The organism is Nonomuraea deserti (assembly GCF_004348685.1).
Lineage (GTDB): Bacteria > Actinomycetota > Actinomycetes > Streptosporangiales > Streptosporangiaceae > Nonomuraea > Nonomuraea deserti.
This window is the reverse complement of record NZ_SMKO01000106.1, coordinates 1-22,282: the sequence shown is the minus strand read 5'-3', so window position 1 is coordinate 22,282 and position 22,282 is coordinate 1. Positions and strand designations below refer to the sequence as shown.

25 protein-coding genes, 1 tRNA gene and 1 pseudogene are annotated in these 22,282 nt (G+C 68.8%); 11 read left to right on the top strand and 16 right to left on the bottom strand.

The annotated features are described in order from the left end of the window. Positions 1-2: 2 nt before the first annotated feature. Positions 3-2,750, bottom strand: a complete 2,748-nt coding sequence (gene aceE, locus E1292_RS30765) for a pyruvate dehydrogenase (acetyl-transferring), homodimeric type (RefSeq protein ID WP_132599223.1) — start codon at positions 2,748-2,750, stop codon at positions 3-5. 645 nt (positions 2,751-3,395) lie between these two features. Between aceE and E1292_RS30760 the strand changes: the two genes are divergently transcribed. The 7 genes from E1292_RS30760 (at position 3,396) to E1292_RS30730 (ending at position 6,739) form a co-directional block, all read left to right on the top strand. Beyond that, positions 3,396-3,578: a DUF1918 domain-containing protein gene (locus E1292_RS30760; RefSeq protein WP_132599221.1), complete on the top strand. Its 183-nt coding sequence runs from the start codon at positions 3,396-3,398 to the stop codon at positions 3,576-3,578. A gap of 9 nt (positions 3,579-3,587) precedes the next feature. Continuing rightward, the gene (locus E1292_RS30755) at positions 3,588-3,995 is read left to right on the top strand and encodes a secondary thiamine-phosphate synthase enzyme YjbQ (protein WP_132599219.1); all 408 of its coding nucleotides are present in this window, start codon (positions 3,588-3,590) and stop codon (positions 3,993-3,995) included. 117 nt (positions 3,996-4,112) lie between these two features. Further along, positions 4,113-4,541 (top strand): DUF3052 domain-containing protein, encoded by a 429-nt coding sequence (locus E1292_RS30750; protein WP_132599217.1) that lies wholly within the window; start codon positions 4,113-4,115, stop codon positions 4,539-4,541. A gap of 36 nt (positions 4,542-4,577) precedes the next feature. Further along, positions 4,578-5,033, top strand: coding sequence for a peroxiredoxin (locus E1292_RS30745; protein WP_439331915.1), 456 nt, complete (start codon positions 4,578-4,580; stop codon positions 5,031-5,033). 14 nt (positions 5,034-5,047) lie between these two features. Further along, on the top strand, positions 5,048-5,359 hold the full coding sequence (locus E1292_RS30740) for a hypothetical protein (RefSeq protein ID WP_132599213.1): 312 nt from the start codon (positions 5,048-5,050) through the stop codon (positions 5,357-5,359). 337 nt (positions 5,360-5,696) lie between these two features. Then, complete coding sequence (locus E1292_RS30735) at positions 5,697-6,647, top strand: ROK family protein (RefSeq protein ID WP_246090445.1); 951 nt, start codon at positions 5,697-5,699, stop codon at positions 6,645-6,647. A 17-nt stretch (positions 6,648-6,664) separates the two neighbouring features. After that, positions 6,665-6,739: transfer RNA gene (locus E1292_RS30730), tRNA-Val, on the top strand. 79 nt (positions 6,740-6,818) lie between these two features. On the opposite strand, the gene E1292_RS30725 is transcribed toward E1292_RS30730, so the two are convergent. The 6 genes and pseudogenes from E1292_RS30725 to E1292_RS30715 all read right to left on the bottom strand — a co-directional run. After that, on the bottom strand, positions 6,819-7,844 hold the full coding sequence (locus tag E1292_RS30725) for a tyrosine-type recombinase/integrase (RefSeq protein ID WP_220447141.1): 1,026 nt from the start codon (positions 7,842-7,844) through the stop codon (positions 6,819-6,821). Further along, positions 7,790-7,933 carry a hypothetical protein gene (locus tag E1292_RS56325; RefSeq protein ID WP_500690525.1) on the bottom strand — a complete coding sequence of 48 codons (144 nt, stop codon included), beginning with the start codon at positions 7,931-7,933 and terminating at the stop codon, positions 7,790-7,792. Before E1292_RS56325 ends, E1292_RS30725 begins: the two co-directional genes overlap by 55 nt. Continuing rightward, positions 7,933-9,114 carry a replication initiator gene (locus E1292_RS30720; protein ID WP_342775714.1) on the bottom strand — a complete coding sequence of 394 codons (1,182 nt, stop codon included), beginning with the start codon at positions 9,112-9,114 and terminating at the stop codon, positions 7,933-7,935. The genes E1292_RS56325 and E1292_RS30720 overlap by 1 nt, the downstream gene beginning before the upstream one ends. Before the next feature lie 19 nt (positions 9,115-9,133). Next, positions 9,134-9,427 (bottom strand): replication initiator, encoded by a 294-nt coding sequence (locus E1292_RS55505; protein WP_342775716.1) that lies wholly within the window; start codon positions 9,425-9,427, stop codon positions 9,134-9,136. A 112-nt stretch (positions 9,428-9,539) separates the two neighbouring features. Continuing rightward, positions 9,540-9,695 (bottom strand): hypothetical protein, encoded by a 156-nt coding sequence (locus tag E1292_RS51470; RefSeq protein WP_165974821.1) that lies wholly within the window; start codon positions 9,693-9,695, stop codon positions 9,540-9,542. After that, positions 9,692-10,770 (bottom strand): annotated as a pseudogene (locus E1292_RS30715) (FtsK/SpoIIIE domain-containing protein); the annotation flags it as partial. The gene E1292_RS51470 and the pseudogene E1292_RS30715, both read right to left, overlap by 4 nt. Before the next feature lie 290 nt (positions 10,771-11,060). On the opposite strand from E1292_RS30715, the gene E1292_RS30710 reads away from it, so the two are divergent. Next, positions 11,061-11,456, top strand: coding sequence for a hypothetical protein (locus E1292_RS30710; protein WP_220447140.1), 396 nt, complete (start codon positions 11,061-11,063; stop codon positions 11,454-11,456). Positions 11,457-12,200: 744 nt separating this feature from the next. Here the strand turns inward: E1292_RS30710 and E1292_RS30705 are convergent. The 4 genes from E1292_RS30705 to E1292_RS30690 all read right to left on the bottom strand — a co-directional run bounded on the left by E1292_RS30705 (position 12,201) and on the right by E1292_RS30690 (position 15,647). Continuing rightward, positions 12,201-12,494 carry a GNAT family N-acetyltransferase gene (locus E1292_RS30705; RefSeq protein WP_220447139.1) on the bottom strand — a complete coding sequence of 98 codons (294 nt, stop codon included), beginning with the start codon at positions 12,492-12,494 and terminating at the stop codon, positions 12,201-12,203. A gap of 590 nt (positions 12,495-13,084) precedes the next feature. After that, positions 13,085-13,651 (bottom strand): YciI family protein, encoded by a 567-nt coding sequence (locus E1292_RS30700; protein ID WP_246090444.1) that lies wholly within the window; start codon positions 13,649-13,651, stop codon positions 13,085-13,087. Positions 13,652-13,769: 118 nt separating this feature from the next. Beyond that, positions 13,770-14,108 (bottom strand): VOC family protein, encoded by a 339-nt coding sequence (locus E1292_RS30695; protein WP_132599211.1) that lies wholly within the window; start codon positions 14,106-14,108, stop codon positions 13,770-13,772. Between the two features lie 54 nt (positions 14,109-14,162). Further along, entirely contained in the window at positions 14,163-15,647 is a 1,485-nt protein-coding gene (locus E1292_RS30690) for a hypothetical protein (RefSeq protein WP_132599209.1), read from the bottom strand. A 159-nt stretch (positions 15,648-15,806) separates the two neighbouring features. Between E1292_RS30690 and E1292_RS51465 the strand changes: the two genes are divergently transcribed. Together E1292_RS51465 and E1292_RS30685 are read left to right on the top strand one after the other, a co-directional pair. Continuing rightward, positions 15,807-15,950: a hypothetical protein gene (locus tag E1292_RS51465; RefSeq protein ID WP_165974820.1), complete on the top strand. Its 144-nt coding sequence runs from the start codon at positions 15,807-15,809 to the stop codon at positions 15,948-15,950. A 135-nt stretch (positions 15,951-16,085) separates the two neighbouring features. Next, positions 16,086-16,334 (top strand): tetratricopeptide repeat protein, encoded by a 249-nt coding sequence (locus tag E1292_RS30685; RefSeq protein ID WP_165974819.1) that lies wholly within the window; start codon positions 16,086-16,088, stop codon positions 16,332-16,334. A gap of 26 nt (positions 16,335-16,360) precedes the next feature. On the opposite strand, the gene E1292_RS30680 is transcribed toward E1292_RS30685, so the two are convergent. From E1292_RS30680 to E1292_RS30665, 5 genes are all read right to left on the bottom strand, one after another. Next, positions 16,361-17,767: a glycoside hydrolase family 28 protein gene (locus E1292_RS30680; RefSeq protein ID WP_132599205.1), complete on the bottom strand. Its 1,407-nt coding sequence runs from the start codon at positions 17,765-17,767 to the stop codon at positions 16,361-16,363. Positions 17,768-17,892: 125 nt separating this feature from the next. Beyond that, positions 17,893-18,618 carry an AAA family ATPase gene (locus E1292_RS30675; RefSeq protein ID WP_132599243.1) on the bottom strand — a complete coding sequence of 242 codons (726 nt, stop codon included), beginning with the start codon at positions 18,616-18,618 and terminating at the stop codon, positions 17,893-17,895. Between the two features lie 123 nt (positions 18,619-18,741). Further along, positions 18,742-18,897, bottom strand: coding sequence for a hypothetical protein (locus tag E1292_RS51460; RefSeq protein WP_165974818.1), 156 nt, complete (start codon positions 18,895-18,897; stop codon positions 18,742-18,744). A 2-nt stretch (positions 18,898-18,899) separates the two neighbouring features. Then, positions 18,900-19,577: an OmpA family protein gene (locus E1292_RS54165; RefSeq protein ID WP_165974817.1), complete on the bottom strand. Its 678-nt coding sequence runs from the start codon at positions 19,575-19,577 to the stop codon at positions 18,900-18,902. Between the two features lie 329 nt (positions 19,578-19,906). Further along, positions 19,907-20,890: a helix-turn-helix transcriptional regulator gene (locus E1292_RS30665; protein ID WP_132599201.1), complete on the bottom strand. Its 984-nt coding sequence runs from the start codon at positions 20,888-20,890 to the stop codon at positions 19,907-19,909. A 62-nt stretch (positions 20,891-20,952) separates the two neighbouring features. Between E1292_RS30665 and E1292_RS30660 the strand changes: the two genes are divergently transcribed. Next, positions 20,953-22,282: excinuclease ABC subunit UvrA (locus tag E1292_RS30660; RefSeq protein WP_500690524.1), on the top strand; the 1,330-nt coding region annotated here is incomplete at its 3' end.

The window sequence follows — 22,282 nt, the reverse complement described above, 5'->3', positions numbered from 1 at the left end:
GCTCAGATGCCCATCGACTGGGTGTCGTTGCTCTCGGCGCCGCCCGCCTCGGTGACGCCGTTCTTCAGGTGGTAGCGGGCGATGGCCTCGCGCAGCACCTCGCCGCCGAGCTCGCCCTGCTTGACCAGGCTGGACAGCACGGCCAGCGTGATCGACGCCGCGTCCACGTGGAAGTGGCGGCGCAGCGCCGAGCGGGTGTCGGACAGGCCGAACCCGTCGGTGCCCAGCGAGGACCAGTCACCCGGCACCCACTGCGCGATCTGGTCCTGTACGGCCTTCATGTAGTCGCTGACGCCCACGAACGGCCCGCGCGCCTGCGACAACACCTGCGTCACGTAGGGGACGCGCCGCTCGGCGTCGGGGTTGAGCAGGTTGTGCTCCTCGCAGGCCAGGGCCTCGCGGCGCAGCTCGGTCCACGACGTCGCCGACCACAGGTCGGCCGACACGCCCCAGTCCTCGGCCAGCAGCCGCTGCGCCTCCACCGCCCACGGGCCGGCGACGCCCGACGACAGGATGTTGGCCTTCGGCCCCTGCGTCTGTGGCCCCTCGGCGAACTTGTAGAGGCCCTTGAGCAGGCCCTGCACGTCGATGTGCGGGGGCTGCGCCGGCTGCAGGTAGGGCTCGTTGTAGACGGTCAGGTAGTAGAAGACGTCCTCCGGCTGGTCGCCGTACATCCTCCTGAGGCCGTCCTTGACGATGTGGGCCACCTCGAACGCCCAGGACGGGTCGTAGATGACCGCGGCCGGGTTGGTCGAGCCGATGAGCGGCGTGTGGCCGTCCTCGTGCTGCAGGCCCTCGCCGTTGAGCGTGGTGCGGCCCGCGGTGGCGCCGAGCAGGAAGCCGCGGCCCATCTGGTCGCCCATGGCCCACATCTGGTCGCCGGTGCGCTGGAACCCGAACATCGAGTAGAAGATGTAGATCGGGATCATGTGCTCGCCGTGCGTGGCGTACGACGTGCCGGCGGCGATGGCCGAGGCCATCGAGCCCGACTCGCTGATGCCCTCGTGCAGGATCTGCCCCTGCACCGCCTCCTTGTACGACAGCAGCAGCTCCCTGTCGACGGCCTCGTAGGTCTGGCCGTGCGGGGAGTAGATCTTCGCCGTCGGGAACATGGCGTCGAGACCGAACGTGCGGGCCTCGTCCGGGATGATCGGCACGAACCTGTGGCCGATCTCCTTGTCGCGCATGAGGTCCTTCAGCAGCCGCACGAACGCCATCGTGGTGGCGACCTGCTGCTTGCCCGAGCCCTTGCCGAAGGCGTTGTAGACGTCGTCGCCGGGCAGCTTGACCGGTTTGGCGCGGACGACCCGTTTGGGCAGCACGCCGCCGAGCGCGGCGCGGCGCTCCATCATGTACTGGATCTCGGGGTCGTTCTCGCCCGGGTGGAAGTAGGGGGGCAGCTCGCCCTCGAGCGCGGAGTCGGGGATCGGCAGGTAGAGCCGGTCGCGGAACTCCTTGAGCTCGGCCTTGGTGAGCTTCTTCATCTGGTGGGTGGCGTTGCGCGCCTCGAAGTCCTTGCCCAGCGTCCAGCCCTTGATGGTCTGGGCGAGGATCACCGTCGGCTGGCCGACGTGCTCGCGGGCCGCCTTGAACGCGGCGTAGACCTTGCGGTAGTCGTGGCCGCCGCGCGACAGCTTGCGGATGTCGTCGTCGGTCAGGTGCTCGGCCATCTTGCGCAGGCGCGGGTCGGAGCCGAAGAAGTGCTCGCGGATGTAGGCGCCCGACTCGACGGAGTAGGTCTGGAACTGGCCGTCGGGCGTCGTGTTCATCTGGTTGACCAGCACGCCGTCGACGTCGGCCGCCAGCAGCGGGTCCCAGTCGCGGCCCCACACGACCTTGATGACGTTCCAGCCGGCGCCGCGGAAGTAGGACTCCAGCTCCTGGATGATCTTGCCGTTGCCGCGCACCGGGCCGTCGAGCCGCTGCAGATTGCAGTTGATCACGAAGGTGAGGTTGTCGAGCTCCTCGCGCGCCGCCAGGCCGATGGCGCCGAGCGACTCGGGCTCGTCCATCTCGCCGTCGCCCAGGAACGCCCACACGTGGCTGCGGCTGGTGTCCTTGATCTGCCGGTTGAGCAGGTAGCGGTTGAACCGCGCCTGGTAGATCGCGCCGATCGGGCCCAGGCCCATGGAGACCGTCGGGAACTCCCAGAAGTCGGGCATCAGCCGCGGATGGGGGTAGGAGGGCAGGCCGTGGAAGCCGTGCGACAGCTCCTGACGGAACGCGTCGAGCTGGCTCTCGTTGAGCCGGCCCTCGAGGAAGGCACGGGCGTAGATGCCCGGGGCGGCGTGCCCCTGGAAGAAGACCTGGTCGCCCGACTCGCCGTGGTCCTTGCCGCGGAAGAAGTGGTTGAAGCCCACTTCGTAGAGCGACGCGGCCGAGGCGTAGGTGGCGATGTGGCCGCCGACGTTGGTGCGGGCGTTGGCCCTCGACACCATGATGGCCGCGTTCCAGCGGATGTAGGCGCGGATGCGGCGTTCGACGTGCTCGTCACCCGGGAACCAGGGCTCGCGCTCCGGCGGGATCGTGTTGATGTAGTCGGTGCTGCGCAAGCCCGGCACGCCGACCTGGTGCTCGCGGGCCCGTTCGAGCATGCGGAGCATCAGGTAGCGGGCTCTGGTGCGGCCTTCGGTCTTGACGACGTTGTCGAGAGACTCGAGCCACTCGTTGGTCTCACTGGGATCGACATCAGGCAGCTGGCTGGGTAGGCCGTCGCTGATGATCGAGAATCGCTGGCGTCCGGAAGCCACTGGGTCTCGCCTTCCGAGGTGGACTGATGACTGGTCTGGGTCGCCTTCCATCCTGGTCGCTAGTCGTAGAAAACGCATCTCTACTCGCCGGTAACCAGGGTGTCCCTGCTGGCAGGAGGGGTGCCGATGGCCTAGACCACCGATGGTAGGACGAATCTCGCCACAGGTTACATCCCGGGAGCAATTTAACAAGACCGGAAAACGAACGAAATTTCGCTCAAATGGCCTGGAGTGGTCCCCGGGCGGCCCCGCCGTACGAGAACCTGCCCTGGAAGGGAGGGGGTACGCGCCTGTGCGCCGTGCCGCGCGAGTCTAACCTCATCGCCCGGCGCCGCCTCGGACGGGGCGGGCGCCGTGCCCCCTATATAGAGGCGTGTTCGTGCGCGCGTATAGAGACGTGTCCTGTGCCGGCGATCTTCGGCTCGCGTCCTCAGGGCATCCCTTGTTCGCTCACAGGAGAATCGTCGGTGGGGGAGGGCGGACGGGGGCGGTTGGGAGCGCAGAGGCTCGGCGCGCCGGGCGCCGGCGGTCCGAGCCGCGTAACATTTTGGTCATATTTCTACTTGCCGTCGCTCCGGGTGCAAAAAGTGCCCTGTCTCCTGATCCGGTCTTTTCCTGAGGCCTTAGGAGTATCAGTCTGGAGGTATGAAGGCGACGGTAGGCGACCGGCTCCTGGTGCACGGGAATATCGTTGGCGAAAGGGACCGGATCGGAGTAATCGTGGAGGTCCAAGGCCCGGACGGCGGGCCTCCCTACATGGTGCGGTTCGACGACGGGCACATGGGTCTGGTGTTTCCCGGTCCTGATGCGGTCGTTGTCCGTAAGTAAGATTTTCCTGTGAGATCTGAAATCATCTCTGTGGCCACCGGTTCACGCGAGACGGTGCACGACATCACGGCCGAATGCGCCGACTTCGTGCGCGCGCAGGGCGAAGACGGGCTGCTGCACATTTTCGTGCCGCATGCCACGGCCGGGGTCGCCCTGCTCGAGCTGGGGTCACGCAGCGACGACGACCTGCTCGCCGCGCTGCGCGGCCTGCTGCCGCCCGACGACCGGTGGCGTCACGCCCACGGTTCGGCCGGGCACGGAAGGTCGCACGTCATGCCCGCGCTGATCCCGCCCTATGCCACAATCCCCGTGCTGGGCGGGAGAATGGCGCTGGGCACCTGGCAGTCGGTGGCGCTGGTCGACCTGAACGTCGACAACCCGCAACGACAGGTTCGCCTGTCGTTTTTGTCTGATTGATTCTGACCGACCACGGCCGTACCCGTGGCGACCGTTGACGACTGAGGGTCACAGCGTGTGGACTGTGCCGAAGCGATAAACCGCATAAGCGGGGCCACTCAAGCAGGAGGGATAAACGTGAGCGCGACCGCGGGTCAGGCGCAGGGCGAGCGCGGCCTGGCCGAACGACTCGGCCTCAAGCCGGGTCAGGTGGTGCAGGAGATCGGTTGGGACGAGGACGTCGACGACGAGCTTCGCGACTCCATCGAAGACCTGACCGGCAACGAGTTGCTGGACGAGGAGAGTGACGACGTCGTCGACGTGGCGCTGCTGTGGTGGCGCGACGGCGACGGAGACCTCTTCGACGCACTGACCAACGCCATGCGAGCACTCGCCGAGGGCGGCCAGATCTGGCTGCTGACTCCCAAGGCCGGGCGCGAGGGCCACGTGGAGCCGAGCGACATCGGGGAGGATGCCACGACCGCGGGTCTCTCGCAGACCAGCAGCATCTCCGCCGCCCCCGACTGGTCAGGCACGAGGCTCGTGACGCCCAAAGGCCGACGGTAGGAGCTCGAGCGCCCGCCGTGCGGCAGGATGGTTCCCGTGAACGCACATCCTGCCGAGGTCGGCGCCCAGGCTCCTGATTTCGAGCTGCAGGACCAGCACGGCACGCCGGTGCGCCTGTCCCAGTTCCGGGGCGCCAATGTCGTGCTGGTCTTCTACCCGCTCGCCTTCAGCGGGATCTGCCACGGCGAGCTGTCCGCGCTGCGCGACAACCCGCTCGACGGGGCACGACTGCTGACCGTCTCGGTCGACTCCATGTTCACGCACCGCGCATGGGCGGATCGGGAGGGTTACACGTTCCCGCTCCTCTCCGATTTCTGGCCACACGGACAGGTCGCGCGGGCGTACGGTGTCTTCGATGAGGCGAAGGGGCTCGCGCTACGGGGGACCTTCATCATCGACGGCGAGGGCGTGATCCGGTGGAAGGTGGTCAATCCGGCCTCCACCGCACGTGACGTCGCCGACTACGTGAAGGCACTCGCCGACATCTCTTGACTTCGGAGGCAACGATGCCCTGCTACCGCTGCGGGGCCCGGCAGACCGACCCGGTGCGCGGCGCCAGCCCGTGGCAGCGCGGAGTGCGCAACGAGTCCCAGGTGCTGATCTGCCCGGACTGTCAACGGCTGCACGACCACGACCTGGACGCGTGCTCCACCTGCGGGTCCAGGGCGCTGATCTGCCGGCTGGGCGAGGTGGAGTGCCGGTCCTGCGGGGCCGTGCGGATGGCCCGCTCCGATGCGCTCACGGTCTCGGTGCCGCCGCCGCCGGGGCTCTCCGCGGAGGTGGAGGCGGCCCTCAACCGGGTCCTCGGACGCGCCTGAGCCGCTCCTGGGGCGGCCGGACGGCCTGATGCCGGGCCGGCTCCCGCCTCCAGGTGCGCAAGCCCTCAGACGTGCGCCTGGACCTTCGGGGGCGTGTGCCGGGAGTCCGGCCGCGTGCGCGGGTTGCGTGCGAGGCTGAGGCGCGTCATGTGCGCGGGTTGCCAGCGAGGCTGGAGGCGTGTTCGTACGCGGGTTGCGTGCGAGGCGGAGGCGGGTTGCGTGCGAGCCGCTGCCTGGAGCGCCGGTCGGCGGGTCGGCCGTCTTCGCGCGCCGGCTACGTTCGTGCTTCAACAGGGCCTTTCCGGACATGTGATGAGCTGCGCTATCGTCTCCTTCCGTGTCCGCAAAGAGTTCGTTCGTCGTAGCGCTCGACGTCGGTGGCACGTCCATGAAGGGCGGCCTGGTCAGCGAGTCCGGCGCGGTGTTGCTGAGCGAGCGGCGCCCGACCCCACGGGCGGAGGGCCCGGAGGCGGTCGTGGCCGCCATCTCCGGCTTCATCAGCCACCTCGCCGGCTCTGGCGACGGCGTCCCGGCAGGCGTCGGTCTGGCCGTGCCCGGCCTGGTGTCGGACAACTCCGCCGTCTACGCCGCCAACCTGGGCTGGCGCGACGTCCCCGCCACGGACTTCACCACCCTGGACATCCCGGTCATGCTCGGGCACGACGTACGCACGGGCGGCCTCGCGGAGAGCATCCTCGGCGCGGGCCGCGGCGTTTCCGACTTCCTGTTCCTGCCCATCGGCACGGGCATCGCAGGCGCCTCGATCATCCACGGCGAACCCTACGGCGGCTCCGCGGGCTGGGCCGGCGAGATCGGCCACACCCCCGTCTTCCCGGACGGCGAAGAGTGCGCGTGCGGCCAGTTCGGCTGCCTGGAGACGTACGCCTCGGCCGCCTCGGTGGGGCGCCGCTACAGCGAGCGGGCGGGCGTGGAAGGCGTCAAGGCCGAGCAGGTGGTCTCCTCCGACGACCCGATCGCCATCGAGGTCTGGGACGAGGCCGTGGAGGCGCTGTCGCTGGCGCTGGCCACGTACACACTGCTGCTGGACCCCTCACTGATCGTTCTCGGCGGCGGCCTGGCGGAAGCGGGCCCCGCCCTCTTCGACCCGGTACGCACCCGCCTCGTCAAACGCCTGGCCTTCCGCGACGCCCCACCCCTGGTGCCGGCGGCGCTCGGGGTGGACGCCGGGATGCTGGGAGCGGCCCTGCTCGGGTGGCGCGCGGCAGGCCGTCCTGAGCTGGGCCCAGGGTGGACGGTGGATGTGCGATCGGCGCCGATGGTGTCGTAAGGTGTAGTGCCGATCAGGGGCGGTTAGCTCAGCGGTAGAGCACTCGCCTTACAAGCGAGGGGTCACTGGTTCGAACCCAGTACCGCCCACCAGCAGAAAGAGCCCCGTTTCCGATCATGGAAACGGGGCTTCGTGCCATTAGCGTGCCATTAGGTGGTGCGGGAACTTGTTCTAAGATCTTTTCGCTGTCTTTGTGATCTTGGCGTTCATCGCGTCGGCGATCCTCCGGTCGGCTTCCGCCGTACTGTGCTGATAGATCAGTGCGGCACGGACCGAGTCATGACCCATACGTTGCATGAGGTCTTTGAGGCTCGCGCCGGAGCCGGCGGCGATGGTGTTGCCGGTATGCCGTAGATCGTGAAAGTGCAGGCCGGGGACCCCGATCCTCGTTGTGCTGTCGTCCCACCTGGCCGAGCGCCGGAAGTTGCTTCGCCGGAGGATGCCGCCTCGTGCGCCGGTGAAGATCAGCGCGTCGGCCTCTGTGGCGGTGAACTGGTCGAGGTGGTCGCGGAGCGCTGGGAGGATCGCTTCTGGAATGGCGATCGTACGGACTCCCGCGCGTGACTTGGGTGGACCGACGAGGAGTTCTCCCGTGTCGAGTTCGACGTGCTGTTGCCGAACGCTGACGGTTCTGGCCGTGAGGTCGACATCCATCCGACGCAAGGCCGCTACCTCGCCCCAGCGCAGGCTGGCGAAGGTGGCGAGTAGGACCAGGGCGCGGAGGCGTGGCGGCATCAGGTCGGCCAGTTCGAACACCTTTGCCACGGTGAGGACCGGCCGTTCTTCCGGCTTCTCCTCACCCGCGCCCCGGATGCGGCAGGGGTTGCGCGGGATGATCTGATCGTCCGCCGCCGTCATGAGCACCGCTCTCAGGAACCGGTACGCCTTGGCCACTTCGGACTCACTGACGCCATTGCCGAGCAACAGTACTCGCCACTCGCGGATGACGGCTGTGTCCAGCTTGCCAATGGGCATGCCGTCCAGGTGAGGGCGGATGTGGCGTTTGAGCAGGCCCTTGTAGATCTCGACTGTGCGCGGCCGGAGGTTCGTCCGTTCGGCGATCCACTTGTCCGCGTAGTCGCCGAACTTGACCTTCGCGCGTTGCGGATCGGTCCAGTCTCCCGTGATCAGCTTGGCCTCGATCAGGGAGAGCGCCTTTTCGGCGTCACGCTCGCGGACGTAGGTGGTCTCACCCATGCGTCAGGGCCGGGATAGCGGATCTGGAATCTGCCGGACGGGAGTTGACGGATGCTTCCGAAACGCCGCTTGCCTGGTTTGTTCGCCATCAGGCAGCCCTCCCGAGATCAGTTGCCGAAAGGTCTTGTCCGTTGGCTCTGGCTTCCAGTTCCCTGAGGTGGGCTCGCCAGCGTTGGCGTTCATGGACGGAGCGGAGGAGGCGGACGCCCAGGGGTGGCACGTTCGCGTCTCCGGCTGGAACAGGACGCCAGACGTATCGGTGCGGGTCGGTGGGTTCGTCGGTCTGGCCGAGGGCTTCCAGGACCCAGGTCCGGCGGTCCTGCTTGTGTTCGGCGAGGGTCTTATTGGACCACTTGCGGGAGACCAGGACGCGGCGTCCGGCGTAGCCGAGGTGTTCGGGCTTGTGTGCTTTGGAGCGGCAGCGGCCGGGCTGCATGCCGGGCTTGGCGTTCTTGGGCTGTACGCCGTAGCGCAGCCAGTTCGGGCAGGTGGGGGTGCAGGGTTCGTAGCGGAGGGCGTCGAGCATTCGGGCGGCGTGCTCCTGCTGGGCCTGGCCGCCGTCGAGGGCGTCGCCGATGGACTTGGTGAGGTACTTGGACAAGTAGCGGATGCACTGGTCGGCGTCCGGAGTGCCAGCCAGCATGCCCTGGACATCGACCTGTTCGCCGAAGCGGATGACGTGCAGCGGGTCGGCGTCCTCGTCGAGAGCGTCGAGGGCTTCGTCCCAGGTGGGCAGCACTTCGCCGGTGGTTGGGTCGAGGTAGCCGGCCTCGTCGTGCCAGACGGGCAGGTGTTCGCCGTTGAAGCGCACTTCGTCGGCCTGTGGCCACCACACTTGGTGGTAGGTGGCTGCGGCGATCTGCTTGATCTCCGCGCGCGGCAGGGTCCCGCGGATCGCCATGTGCAGGTGCGGGGCCAGCCGCTTCTGAGGCTCCACGGCCGCGAAGTACTGCACGTCATAGCCCGCGACCCGGCGCAGGTTCTGCACGAAGCGGTCCACGAGCTTGGAGAAGTGCAGCGCATCGCGAGCCGCGCGTCGGTAGTCGTAGGTGTCGGGATCGATGGGGACGCCGTCACGGACTCTGCCGTAGCTGGGCAGGGTGAGCGTGACGAACAGCGACGGCCGGTAGGTCTTGCCATCCGGCGCGTGGAAGGTGCGGCCGAGGGTGGTGTTGGTCATCTTGCGTTTGGGCAGGTCGGGTGCATCCTGCCGCCGTCGGGTCGATCGGGTGCGCTTGGGCGCCGCGGATCCGGTGACGCTGCCCCGCATGCCGGCGGCGTTGATCTCGTCATCTGAGGCCGGACAGGACGGCGTCCAGGTCGGTGGTGTCGTCGCCGGCCTGTTCGGCGGCGTCGCGCTTGGCTTGCATGTCGGCGCGGAACTCGACGAGCCAGCGCTGTTCCTCGTTCGGTTGGTCCGGCGTGATGGTCGGTTCGGTGTCGAGGTGCCAGCCTTCGCGGCATTGGGCCATGCGGAGCTGCCGGTTGCGCTTGGCGCAGGGCGGGCACTTGCTGTCGAGGACGGCCCCGCACGGCACGTCGATGACCTCGGACCTGCCAGTGATGGTGTCGAGCCGCCGCAGCGGGACGGGCCGAATGCAGACGCCGTGCTGCTTGGCGACCTTTCGAGTACGTCGCGGGCTATCGGCATGGCTTGGCGGACGGCCCGGGGGAGTGCGCGGTCGTGCGGATGGGTCATGCGGACCTCCCTTCGTCGGTGTCGGTGAGAATGCGTGCGCTCTGTCCGCACTCGCGGCATTCGACCAGGGCGCGGGCCGGGTCGAGCCGCAGAGCGTTCAGGGTGTGGCAGGCGGAGCAGCGCAGGCCCTCCAGGGCGTGGGCGAGCGTCATCGGTCCTCACCTCCGGTGAAGGTGGCGGCCATGGCGCGGATGTCGGTGTCGGAGACGTAGGCGGCGCGGACCCGGATGGGTTCGGGGCTGGCTTCCAGCCGGATGTAGCCGACTCCCGCGCCCAGCTCCGGAACCGGTGAGATGTGGTCAGCGAGGGCGCCTCTGTCGCGTGCGCCGTCGCCGAGGACCATGTCCACCTGTTCCGACTCGTCGAGCCGCAGGGCGATCTTGTCGGGGAACAGGTTGCGGATGTTCATGACCTCTTTGCGCGGGTCCTGGAGCGCGGCCAGGACGCCGACGCCGACCGCGCGGCCTTGGGTGGTGAGCGTGGCCAGCGCTGAGGTGATGCGCTGCCGGAGTTGCCGGTCGGACTGGTAGGCGGTCAGGAACGCCACCTCGTCCACCACGACCAGGACGAACGGGTCGTCGACGGTGGGGGTGTGGGAGCGCTGGAGACCGGCGAACCGGGCCGCCCGCTTCTGCATGACGCACACAGCTTCGTCCAGCAGGTCGGCGCACTCCTCGGGAGTGGCCGCGTACCGGGGGCCGAACAGGTCGCGGCCGTAGGACAGCTCCATCAGTTTGGGATCCAGCGCCCACAACTCGACCAGGCCCGCACGGGCGGCGGGGAGCAGGGAGCGGATGACGGACCAGATGATCGATCCCTTGCCGGCTCCGGTCGCGCCCGCGACGAGGACATGGGTGCCGTGCACCTTGAGCCGCCATGGCCGCCCGTCCTCACATCTGCCGATCTCCACCGGCCCACGGTCGGCTCCTCTGGCACGGGAAGCGCTGGCAGAGGTTCGGAGAGGGGATCGTTGCGGGGGAAGGTCAGTTTGAGCCGTCCGGCCTGGGACAGCGCGACCCGGCATGACTGTGCGCCGAAGCCTTGGGCCAGGTGGTCGGTGCGGTCGGCCCAGTCCTTGACTGCCTGGCCTTTGAGCATGCGTACGGTGACTTGGTCGGCCCAGGAGGTGCAGGTGACCTTGCCGAGCCGGGGCAGGTAGTCGCGGCCCCGGAGGTGACGGCCGAGACCGGAGACGATCATGACGGGTTGCCAGTGCCGCCGGTAGATCAAGCGGCGGCGCGCGCGCCGCCGTAGCCCCGGCCCTCCGCCCGCCCGCCGTCCGGGCGTGCGGCCTGGGGGCCGGTCCCGGACGGCGGCGGGACACCGGGCCGGGCACCGCACGCCGGCCCCGCCGTACCGACGTACGCGCCGACCGGGATTGCCGCGCCGCCGCACTGATGCGGCCCTACGATCGCCATTGCATGGCTGGGTGCAGTGCGTGCTTGGGGGCGATCGACGATCCAGGGTTCGTTCCTCACCCTGGCTCACCGAGCAGCGTGGTTGATCTCTTGAGGGGCATGATGTTCGGCATGCCGGAGGACCCGCCCGAGTCGATGAAGCATCACTTGCGTCAGCGCTTGAACGACCACGCTCGTTCGCGCTGGCAGCTGTCCGGGATCGACGTGCGTTTCCGTGGCAGATTCGCTTATGTCGAAGCGCGCCTGCAGGGTGGTGCCTACGCGCGGTTGTGCCGCCTGCGTTTTGACGGCCCTCTGCGCACCTGGGGCTTCGCCATTTACCTTCCCGACGAAGGTATCTACCAGGACAGTCTCCTGCCCAGCGGCTACCCTTCAGGCTCACCCGAGGAAGCCCTCGACTGTGCGTGCGCCTTCCACTTCGCTGACCCCGACGCTCCTGCCACACCCCCACCACCCTCAACTCGAAGCGACGCAGGGATAGACAGGAACGCCTGATCCATAGGGCTAGGCTTCCCGGGGCATCCGGCGGACCCGTGCAATATGCGTACCATGATCTTGCTAGTGGTGGCGCTCTGGCAGAGAGGGACTGCAGGTCCAGAGCATTGAGTTGAGAGGAACAGGCACGAGCTGTCAACCGCCGGTAGTTCGACTCCATGCAGGTGGATCACCCGTAGGGGCGTCTGGTTCGCCTCCGTGCCATCTGCGTGCCGCAGGGCCGTGCCATACCGCGCCAGATCCCGCAAGCGAGCGCCACGTCAAAGGCATGATCGCCGTGCCATTAGCGTGCCATTAGACCGACTCGATCACGCGTATTAAGTGCCCCAGCAGGTACGGGGATGCAGGTCCAGACGTACAGCCAAGGGATCATGGCTCCTTACAAGCGAGGGGTCACTGGTTCGAACCCAGTACCGCCCACCAGCATGAACACCTGATCATCAATCTTGCCAGCGGCCTTTGCGGGGTGACGGGGGACGAATTCGTCCATCGCGCCCCTCTGGGATGTCGCAGAGTTTCACGAGGTTCCGCTTGACCTTGGCGCTGGTTGACCGCCCGGTTGAGGATGCCGTGGATCAGCTTGAGTGAGGGACGAACGGTACAGTTCACGATGTTCGGTTGATTCGGGGATGCCTTCGATGCGGACTCGTCCGCATCGCCGAGTTCCCATGCCTCATCCGTGTGAGCTGGGAAGCGTGAACAACTCAAAGCCGAGCCACGTGCCTTTCGGGGCGGTGGCAAGGATCAGGAGCTGGTCGTCGGAACCCAGTAGCGACGCTTCTGCTCGGTGATGTCGAGCAGCCGTCCGCCGTTGGCTTCGATGACCCGTTGCGAGGCGATATTGGTCTTGTCGCACATGACCAAAGCTCGAGAGATGCCTAGAGACCGGGCGATCGGCAGCGCTGCGGCGAGCATGGCCGTCGCGTGACCCTGGCGGCGTGCGCCAGGGCGGACGTCATAGCCGATGTGGCCGCCGAGCTTTTCCAGTGCCGGGGTGAGCCGGTGACGGATCGCCAGAATTGCTCGCGGTCGACCCACCAGAGGGTGGTCATCGGTACGAATCCGGGGCGTGCGCCCGATGAGTTCCGCTCGGCGACCACGCGCGCGGTGTACGCCTCGAAGGCTGCCGGGTCCACCAGAGCCTGCGGGTCGACATCGTCGACGAACCAGGTACGTTATCGCAGGTAGAGCCATCATGTGGGCGTTCTGTCGAGCATCGTCCAGTCATTCTGCCGCCCTTGTCGTGGGCGTTCTGCCGGAGCGGGATGGACACCCGGCGACAAGGGATGTCTGCTCTTCCAGATCCGGCAGTGGGAAATCCCCGTCGGTATCCCCGCGTGTATGCCGTGCCCGACGCCCCGGCACGGTGTTTCTCCAAGAACGGGTTGGACGTGCGTAAGGGCTGTGGCGGCCGACACGGCGATGTGAACAGCGTGACAACCGGCCGGGTACGCGGATCAGGTGAAGGACAAGGGTGCATCACGGTCCTGGATGAAGATCAGGGCGTGCGGGTCACCGCACTCGGCGGTCAGGGTCGCGCGTCCGCATTCCGGTCGTCCTCAGCGCTTGCGCGTCCGGCCGTGCGGTCTCCGTGTAGGGCGCACGGCTTGGCGACAGTCACGTGTTCATCACCGCCGCCCGCCGAACTCCCAGTCGTGGACCTCGATGTCGGCGTACCGGTCCTGGGTCAGGATGGCGCGTGCCGCGTCCGGGTCTGGTGCCCGGAGGAGCGCCGCCGTACCGAGCCAGGTTGTGCCGTCGTCGGACAGCAGCGGTCCGTAGGCGATCAGCTCGTCCTGGTCGGGCGGCGGGGCAGGGTCGGCGACTTGGCCGGTGCCCAGGCCCAGTACCAGATATCGGTTGCCGCCCTCCCTGCCGCCGGGGAAGTCCCACATGGTGCGCCCGAGGACGTTGCGCCATCGGCGCAACATCACGTCGCGGTAGACACCGGCCTGGTAGTTGGGCTCGTCGAAGACGAACGCACGCGCGGTGGCGAGATCGGGCAGGTCGACGATGTGCACGCTGCCGGTGGCCGTGTCGGTGCCGCGGGCGAAGGTCGGGCCGCGGGCGATCATCTCCGCCGCGTACCGGTCCATGTAGGACCAGTGCTCCTCCAGCAGCTCGTCGCGTAGCGTCGCGGTGTCAGGGCGGTCGCGGTGGTAACAGAAGAACTCCATGCCGGGAGTACCTACCATGGACGGCAGCGGCAGCTCCACTCGATCAGGGCTCCGGGCCTGCCGGCCGGCTCTCGCCGGCCTGTCGAGTGTCGTTCACGGCGACCACCCGGGTGTCCACCAGCGCCTTCGAACGTGATCACGGCGCTTCGGCGAGTGACAGGCTGTTTCCGTCCGGGTCCAGTACGACGACATGGCGCACGCCGTTGCTGTAGGTCTCCACCGGTTCGTGGCTGATGCCGTGGGTGGCGAGGCGGGCCAGGATGTCGTCGAGGCCGGTCACGCCGAACGTGACCATGGCCGTGCCCACCCGCTCGGCCCGCACGTCCCGGTCGTCGACGACGACCCACGCGTTCTCGCCGACCTGCCACAGGTACTCCTCGCCGATGACCTCGTCCGCCGGGCGGCCGAAGAACACCCCGAACCATTCCAGTGATCTCGTGCGGTCGCTCACCGGCATGACGGTGTACAGGTCCACGTGGACCACTCCTTCCGATCGTGTCGGACGTTGGACCACTCCCGCGACCGAATCTCATCGGGGAAACGTTCGCGGAGTCGTCCAGGAATCCTCGCGGGGGTGAACGCCGCCGCTGCCGGTCTGCGCGCGTACGAGGAGGCCGCCGAGAGCGGCGGCGGCGACCGGCAGGCCGGCGGCCACCGCCGCGATCACCGGCCACGGGGTGGGGAAGGGCACCCGTGGCGGCGAATCCCACGTGGTCGCCGCCGTCAGCGGCCAGATCAGCAACATCCCGATCGGGCACCCGGCGACCGCGCCCAGCACCGTGCCGCACGCCGCGCTCAGCCCCGCGCGGCAGGCGCCGAACCACCGGAGCGTCGCAGCCGAGCCGTCACCGGCCCGCCTCAGCACGCGGCCCACCCGCGGGCTCGTGGCCCTGCCTCCGCCGGTGGCCAGAGCGCCGCCCAGGGCCAAGAGGAGGACCGCGGCGACGACGGCCGTCCAGCCGGTCCAGGGCTGGAACCCCCGCTCCACAGAGGTTTCCGCGATGTCACCCAGCCGGTCGTCCAGCCGCTCCTGCTCGCTCGCCGAGGTGCGATGGAGGGAGGGATCGACGATCAGTTCGCCCGGCTCCAGCTGATGGCCGAGGTCCCGGACCACCTTCGCCGGGACGAAGACCGTCGCCATGTGCGGATCGACGGTCCGGGCGACGATCGCCGGAATGGTGTTGGTCGTCAGCGGATCGCCTTCTCCGGTGACGATCTTGACCGAGTCGGCCTTCACGTCGGTGGTGGTGATCACCACGGCCGTGCCCTCGTCGTACGGCGTCGACCGGTCACCCGTGAGATACCGCAGCAGCGCCTCGTCGCCGATGACCTCGTCCGGGTAGACGGCACCTTCCGGCCGGTCGAGGCCGTCGACATGCGCGCGGATACGCGGAAGGTGACGCGGGACCTGCCTCTCAGCCCATGGCACGCCGGGTAACTCCCGCTGGATCGCCGCGCGTACGGCATCCGTGCCCGCCGAAGAGAGAGGGCTCACCAGGAGGGCGCCGGGCCGGGCCCGCGGGAGGTAAGCGGCCCTGCTCTGGGCCGTCGCGCCGACCGCGATGATCGTCAACGCGACGCCGAAGGCCGTCGCCATCGCCGTCAGCGTGATCGCGGGAGCCGTCGCCGTACGGCGGCCGGCCAGGTCGCGGGCCGCCAGGCGAAGGGGCAGCGGCAGCCGTTCCGCATGCCGGTGGAGCGTTTCCAGCAGCCGCGAGGCGAACGGGCCCAGCCCGAAGAGAAGCAGGCCCGCGCCCATGAGGGTCGCCAAGGTGAATCCGGCCCATGCGAAGACGCCGTAGCGCGAATCTTCACGTGCCGACCACGCGCCGAATGCCATCAGCCCGACGCCGATGAACGATACGAACAGGCCCCCGAGGAGATATGCCCGGTGTATGCGCCCGTGGCGGGACTGTGGCGCAGACAGCATCGCCAGCGTCACTGAGATGGACGCGAACATCCCGATGATGATCACGATCCCGGTGAGGGCCAGGGGCGTCGCCTCGAAGATCATGGCGGAATGGTAGTGCGCCGTACGGACGGCGAATGGACCAGAGCGTCACGCCACGGTGGCAGGGGTGAATGCGGCGAGGTCGCGGGCGGGCGGTGAGGCACTGCTTTCCCATGGTGCGGGGGCATTCACCGGTGCGGCCCGGTGGTTCATTCTGGAGAGATGGGTGACAAGCAGGGGGCGCCGGGGTGGGCCGGCGGGGTGGTGATCTCACTCGGCTGCGCGGTGGGCGGAGCGCTGCTGGTCTTAGCCGGTGAAGCGGCGGGCGTCATCGCCGTGGTGTGGTGCTCGTGCTGCTCGGGGTGACGGCGACGGTGTACCAGTTCGTCCGGGCGCGGCGCGCTCCGGCCTCCGGTGCTTCCCGTACGGCGGGAGGAGACGGGCGGAACGCGGGCTCGGCCGCCACCGGGCGGTGCGGACTTGGAGGAGGCCGAGGCCGAGGTGGACGCGCGCCTTAGCGCGCTGGGTGAGGAGCATCCGGACACGCTGGCGAGCCGGGACAACCTGGCGCGCGTGCTGGGGAGGCGCGGGGAGTTCGAGTACGCCGCGATGGAGAACCTGACAGTGCTCCGGGTGCGCCGCCGGGTGCTGGGTGAGGAGCACCCTGACACGCTGGCCAGCCGGCACGAACTGGACGTCGTGCTGCTGGTTCGCCGAGCGGGCACGTTCTCCACCGACGAGAGCGAATAGCAGTGGTACGTCCCCCGCCCCCGCGGTCAGGGCACGATCAGCGGTTCGCCGTTGGCGGTGACGTTCTTGAGCCCCAGGTTCTCGACGTGCTCGACCACGATCGGCGTGGCGGTGGTGCCGAAGTCCACGTCGGTCAGCGTGACCCCGCGGATCGGGGCGTCGGCGTAACCGCGCAGGTTGAGTGCCCGGTTGGCGGTCCGTACGGTCACGTCTCGCACGTCGATCCCGCCCACCTCGGGGTTGAAACCGTGGCCGGGCCCCTCCTCGTAGTGGAAGTTGATGTCGATGACCGAGCCGCCCACCTGACCGATCTCGAGGTCCCTGGCGTGGAAGCCCTCGATGAACCCGCCGCGCACGGAGTTCGTCTTGAAGCGCAGCGCGATGTCGAGGTTGGGGCTGGACATCGCGCAGTCCCTGATGAAGACCTCGCGTACGCCGCCGGACATCTCGCTGCCGATCGTCATGCCGCCGTGCCCGTCGCGGAAGGTGCAGTTCTCGACGACGATGTGCTCGCTGGGCACGTTCACGCGGCGGCCGTCGGCGTTGCGTCCCGACTTGATCGCGATGCAGTCGTCGCCGGTGTCGAACGTGCAGCCGCGGATCACCACCATCCGGCTCGACTCGGGGTTGCAGCCGTCGTTGTTCGGGCCGTGCGACTCGACCGTGACGTTCTGCACGAGGACGTTCTGCGACAGCGTGGGATGGATCTCCCACATCGGCGAGTTGACGATGGTGACGCCCTCGACGAGTACGTTGTCGCACCGGTAGGGCTGGACGAAGGACGGGCGCAGGTAGCCGCCCTCGCCGTATCTCCGCCGCCTGACCGGCACACCCTGCTCTGCCTGGGCGAACAGCGCGGCCCTGGCCTCGGCCTGGTGGGGCTCGCCCGGCTCCCAGCCGTCGTCGCCCGACCCCTTCCACGGCCACCAGTGATCGTGGTCGGCCTGCCCGTCGAGCACGCCTGACCCGGTCACCGCGATGTTCCGCTGGCCGTACGCGTAGATCAGGGGCGAGTAGTTGTAGAGCTCGACGCCCTCGAACCTGGTCAGCACCAGCGGGAGGTACGCCTTCGGGTCGGTGCTGAACAGCAGCCTGGCGCCCGCGGTGACGTGCAGGTCGACGTTGCTCAGCAGGTGGACGGCGCCGGTCAGGAACCGCCCCTCGGGCACGTCCACGTGTCCCCCGCCCGCCGCGTGGCAGGCCCTGATCGCGGAGCGGATGGCCTTCGTGCAGTCCGTCACCCCGTCTCCGATCGCGCCGAAGTCCCTGATGTCGAGCCGGCGTCGCGGGAACCTCGGCCCGCGCACCCTGGCCACGATGTGGTTCGCCCGCGCCCACGGATCGGGCGCGGCGTGTACGGCACGCGCGTCGAGGATCGGGACGGCGAGGGCGGACATCGCCATGGCGCGCATGGCGTTGCGGCGGCTCAACATGGGGCGGCTCCCTGCCTGCTCGGGACACCCCGGATGGTAGGCCAACCCGTTGCAGTGATCCAGGGGTGTGGGCCACATCAGGCCAGGATGAGGGCGGCAACCGGTTGCAGTCGTGTCCGGGACGGTCACTCGTCCAGGGCGTACCGGAGGTAGAAGCCGGGTTTCGCGAGATAGCGGCGGAAGTGGTCGACCACCTGAAGCTCGTCCCACTCCACCGGGTGGATGCCGTCGTCGCCGAGTTCGAGGATCTGCGCGCCGGGCAGCCCGCTGAGGATCGGTGAGTGGGTGGCGCAGATGATCTGCGCGCCCTTGGCCGCGGCGCGGTCCATGAGGCCCATGAGCCGCAGGCACGACGTGAACGACAGGGCCGCCTCGGGCTCGTCCATGAGGTAGATCCCCGGGCCCGACACCATGCTTTCGAGCACGGTGAGAAAGCCCTCGCCGTGGGACTGCCGGTCGGGGTGCTCCGTCCAGTAGCCGGGCAGGCCGGAGACGGCGCGGCCGAGGTTGATCAGGGTCTCGGCGCGGAAGAAGAACGAGCGGCGCTTGAGGCGGGGCCCGCGCGTGAGCCGCAGCCCTTCGGCGGTGAACTCCGCGTCGAGCGCCTCGCCGAGCGCGGTGGCGGGGCCGGTGTTGGCGTAACGGGTGCCGGCCTTGCCGCCTTCGGAGTTGACCTTGCACGCGTCGGCGATCGCCTCGATGATCGTGGACTTGCCCGAGCCGTTCTCGCCCACCAGGAAGGTGACCGGTGCGGAGAACCGCAGGCCGTGCTCGGCGAGGTGGCGGACGGGCGGCAGTCCGGCTGGCCAGCCGGTCAGCGGATCGCGAACGCTCAGCCGGGTGAGCAGCATCACCGCGTCTCCTCCTGGTCGTCCGGGGTCGCTGGGCCCACCACGCTAACGGGCCGGAGCGCCGCGTGCGGCTTCCGGCACGTCCGCGGTCATCGACCGCCGGTACGTGGTGGGCCCGCCCGATCAAAAGACGGGGATGCCGGCGACCTGGCCGATGCGCTCAGCCTCCACCGTGACCGAGGTGACGTCGTCGGCGGGCGCCGGATAGTACACGTAACCTCGGGCGACCTCGCCGGCATCAAGCGAGGGCACCCAGTTCTCGACGAATTCCGAGTGCATTCTCAGCGGGTGATAGCGCGTCTTCGTCGCCGGGTCCACGAGGATGAACGCGCCGAAGTCCGCCGCCGCGAAGAAGGTGCTATGGCGGTGAGCGCCGCGTCGCCTTCCGAGACCACGTCGAACGTGGCGACCAGATAGGCGCCGTCGCGGCGGAAGGGGTGAAAGTCCACCCGCAACCGGTCGCCACCGCTCCGCCAGGCGAGCGAGCCGGCCACCGGCCCTGGCTCCGCCCGGAGCGGCGCCGGCGGGCGGGTGGAGCCGCGGGCGTCCGACGGGCCTGTGGTGACCGTGACGTCCGGCTTCTCCTCCTTGATCTGGTAGGAGATCTCCACTCGCCGGTTCCGGGCACGGCCCTCGAGGTTGTCGCTCCCGTCCGGCTTCTCGTTCTTCGCGATCGGCTCACTCTCGACCTTGCCGGTGGCCTCGTACGTGTAGCCGGAGCCCAGCCTGCCGGCGAGGTGGTCGCGTACCGCCTCTGCACGCTCGACCGACAGGTCCTGGTTGTAGGAGTCGCCGCCCTTGCTGTCGGTGTGTCCCTCGATGGTGATCGGCGGCTTGGCGGGGTCGGCCCGCTCGCGGGTCTCGCGTGCCGGCCACGAGGTGGTCGACGCCGACGAGTACATCGACTGCCGCATGCCCACGCCCGAGGAGGCGCACGAGCTGCAGATCCGCGTGCACACGCCGGTTTCGTGCTGTACCGCGTCGCGGAGAACGATCGTGGCCAGGTCGTGGACCTGGCGGTCATCGTCCTGCCCGGTGACCGCTGGAGATTGCGCTTCAAGGTCTGGAAGAAACGGCAGGCCGTCGCCATGAGGCAACCGTTCCCATCCTGAGAGCCGTCGCGAGGGGGTGCCGGACATCGGGTTGAGACGCCACAACGCGGAGCACCCCCTCTGTCCCGCACGTTATGCGCGTCGACGGCCGCTGACAGGACTCCCGACGGCGAGATTCGGCTGGCACTCCGGCCACACGCCGTAAGGCGACACCGAGGCGCCCGAGCTCATCGGCTTCATCCCGTCGGCGGTCCGGCGCGACCGGCAGGCACCGCGGCGAGGAGCCGTTCGCCGAAGGTGCGGCAGGCCTCCAGGAGGTGCGGCGCCGCGTCGATCTCGAAGTCGGCGTCCAGGAATGCGAGGTTGAGGATCAGCCACGGCCAGGAGTCCAGGGCGAGAGTGATCCTGGTGTGCGTGTCGTCCACGGAGTGGATCTCGGCGTCCTGGAACCTGAGGGCGTCGACGACATCGGCGGCCGGGGCTTTGACCAGGACGGTGGCGGGTTCCTTGCCCCTGTTGAGTCCTCGTCGCAGATAGTCCGACGCTGACTCGGCCGGCAGCGGGCGCGGCGTGTAACGGTGGCCGGTCGTGGCCGGGCCGGTGATCCGGTCGAGGCGGAAGACGCGCCAGTCGGCACGGTCGATGTCCCAGGCCAGCAGATACCAGCGCAGCAGGTGGTGAACCTGCCGGTAGGGCTCGACCCGCCGTTCCGTGCGTTCGCCGCGGGCGTCGGTGTAGGTGAACGCCATCGTCTCGCGGCGCGCGATGGCTTCGGCGACGATGCCGAGCTGGCGGGCGGCGACGCTCGGCGCGCGTTGAGGGCTCGTCTCCAGGCTGGAGCGGATGGAGGCGACATGAGGGCGCAACCGGGCGGGGAGAAACTGGTCGAGCTTGCCGTACGCGCGGGTTGCGGCGGCGTCGATCCCCCCTTCGGCGGACGGCTCGACGGCCGCGAGGGAGGCCAGGGCCAGTAGGGTGGCCACCGCCTCGTCGTCGTCCAGCACGAGCGGCGGCATCGTACGGCCGGAGGCGAGCCGGTAGTAGCCGCCGGGGCCGGGCTGGGTGTCGACGGGATAGCCGTATCCGCGGAGCCGGTCGATGTCCCGGCGCAGGGTGCGCGGGCTGACGCTCAGCCGCCGGGCCAGTTCCTCGCCGGTGAACGACCGGCCCGTCTGCAACGTCGACAGCAGGGCCAGCATGCGTTGGGTGACGTCCGCCATGTCCTGATCCTCCCATCGGTTGCGGTCAGGATGTGGCCACATCTGCTCGTAGCCTCCCAGCTATGAGTGAGCGCAGCATCATCATTCGCCGGGCCCGGACCAACAACCTGGCCGACGTGGACGTCGACGTCCCGCGCAACCGGCTGGTCGTCTTCGCGGGGGTGTCAGGTTCCGGAAAGTCGTCGCTGGTGTTCGACACGATCGCCGCCGAGGCCGGATACCAGATCAACGAGACGTTCCCGCCGTTCGCGCGTAACCGGTTGCCGAAGTGGACCCGCCCCGACGTCGAGCGCATCGACGGGCTGACCCCGGTGATCGTCGTCGACCAGCGCCGGATCGGCGGCAACGCGCGCTCGACCGTCGGCACGATCACCGACTCCTGGACCTACCTGCGCCTGCTGTTCTCCCGCCTCAGCCGGCCCTACGTGGGCGAGTCGAGCCACTTCTCCTTCAACGAGCCCGCCGGCATGTGCCCCGCCTGCTCCGGCCTCGGGGAGGTGGTGGTCACCGCCGTCGAACGTTTCCTGGACCTGGACAGATCGCTCGCCGAGGGCGCGATCCTGCTGCCCGGCTTCGGCAACGGCGGCTACTGGTACGCCCAGTACGCCGACATCGGATCCTTCGACCCCGGCACCCCGCTCCGGCAGTGGGCCCCGTCCGAACGCGAGGCGCTGCTGTACGGCGGTCAGGCGGCGGCGCGGCTGGGGCGCAAGCCCCCCAAAGGCTACGAGGGCGTCGTCGAACGGTTCGAGCGGATCTACCTGCACACCTCCGACAACCTGTCGGAACGCAAGCAGGAGACCATCCGCCGCTTCACCCGCGCCGAGACCTGCCCGGAGTGCGGCGGCGACCGGCTCAACAAGGCCGCGCGGACGGCCACGGTGCTCGATCACACGATCGGGGAGATGGCCCGCATGGAGATCACGAAACTGGCCGGACTCGTCCGGACGATCGACTCCGCCCGCGTCGCGCCAGCCGTGGAGGCACTGACCGCCCGGCTGGAGGGGATGATCAGAATCGGGCTCGGCTACCTCACGCTCTCCCGGGCGACCACGACCCTCTCCGGTGGGGAGTCGCAGCGCGTCAAGATGGTCAGGCACCTCGGGTCCAGCCTCACCGAGATGACCTACGTCGTCGACGAACCGAGCGTGGGACTGCACCCCACCGACGTGGAGTCGATGATCAGAATCCTGGAACGGCTCCGCGACAGCGGCAACACCGTCCTCGTCGTCGAGCACGACCCCGTCGTCATGGCCCACGCGGACCAGGTCGTCGAGCTCGGACCCGGCGCCGGCGACGGGGGCGGGCGGCTCGTGTTCCAGGGCACCTTCGCCGAGCTCGGGAAGGCCGGCTCGCCGACCGGCCGCGCGCTGGCCAGGCACTGTCTCTTAT

What these genes read in the sequence shown, in the direction of transcription:
- E1292_RS30665 (WP_132599201.1), bottom strand. Translation starts at nt 20,890, where the DNA reads ATGGCGGACGTCACCCAACGCATGCTGGCCCTGCTGTCGACGTTGCAG.
- E1292_RS30725 (WP_220447141.1), bottom strand. Translation starts at nt 7,844, where the DNA reads ATGGGTGAGACCACCTACGTCCGCGAGCGTGACGCCGAAAAGGCGCTC.
- E1292_RS51470 (WP_165974821.1), bottom strand. Translation starts at nt 9,695, where the DNA reads ATGACGCTCGCCCACGCCCTGGAGGGCCTGCGCTGCTCCGCCTGCCAC.
- E1292_RS30700 (WP_246090444.1), bottom strand. Translation starts at nt 13,651, where the DNA reads ATGGTAGGTACTCCCGGCATGGAGTTCTTCTGTTACCACCGCGACCGC.
- E1292_RS30675 (WP_132599243.1), bottom strand. Translation starts at nt 18,618, where the DNA reads ATGCTGCTCACCCGGCTGAGCGTTCGCGATCCGCTGACCGGCTGGCCA.
- E1292_RS30710 (WP_220447140.1), top strand. Translation starts at nt 11,061, where the DNA reads ATGATGTTCGGCATGCCGGAGGACCCGCCCGAGTCGATGAAGCATCAC.
- E1292_RS56325 (WP_500690525.1), bottom strand. Translation starts at nt 7,933, where the DNA reads ATGGCGAACAAACCAGGCAAGCGGCGTTTCGGAAGCATCCGTCAACTC.
- E1292_RS30720 (WP_342775714.1), bottom strand. Translation starts at nt 9,114, where the DNA reads ATGCGGGGCAGCGTCACCGGATCCGCGGCGCCCAAGCGCACCCGATCG.
- E1292_RS30690 (WP_132599209.1), bottom strand. Translation starts at nt 15,647, where the DNA reads ATGATCTTCGAGGCGACGCCCCTGGCCCTCACCGGGATCGTGATCATC.
- E1292_RS30680 (WP_132599205.1), bottom strand. Translation starts at nt 17,767, where the DNA reads ATGTTGAGCCGCCGCAACGCCATGCGCGCCATGGCGATGTCCGCCCTC.
- E1292_RS51465 (WP_165974820.1), top strand. Translation starts at nt 15,807, where the DNA reads ATGGGTGACAAGCAGGGGGCGCCGGGGTGGGCCGGCGGGGTGGTGATC.
- E1292_RS30760 (WP_132599221.1), top strand. Translation starts at nt 3,396, where the DNA reads ATGAAGGCGACGGTAGGCGACCGGCTCCTGGTGCACGGGAATATCGTT.
- E1292_RS30740 (WP_132599213.1), top strand. Translation starts at nt 5,048, where the DNA reads ATGCCCTGCTACCGCTGCGGGGCCCGGCAGACCGACCCGGTGCGCGGC.
- E1292_RS51460 (WP_165974818.1), bottom strand. Translation starts at nt 18,897, where the DNA reads ATGCACTCGGAATTCGTCGAGAACTGGGTGCCCTCGCTTGATGCCGGC.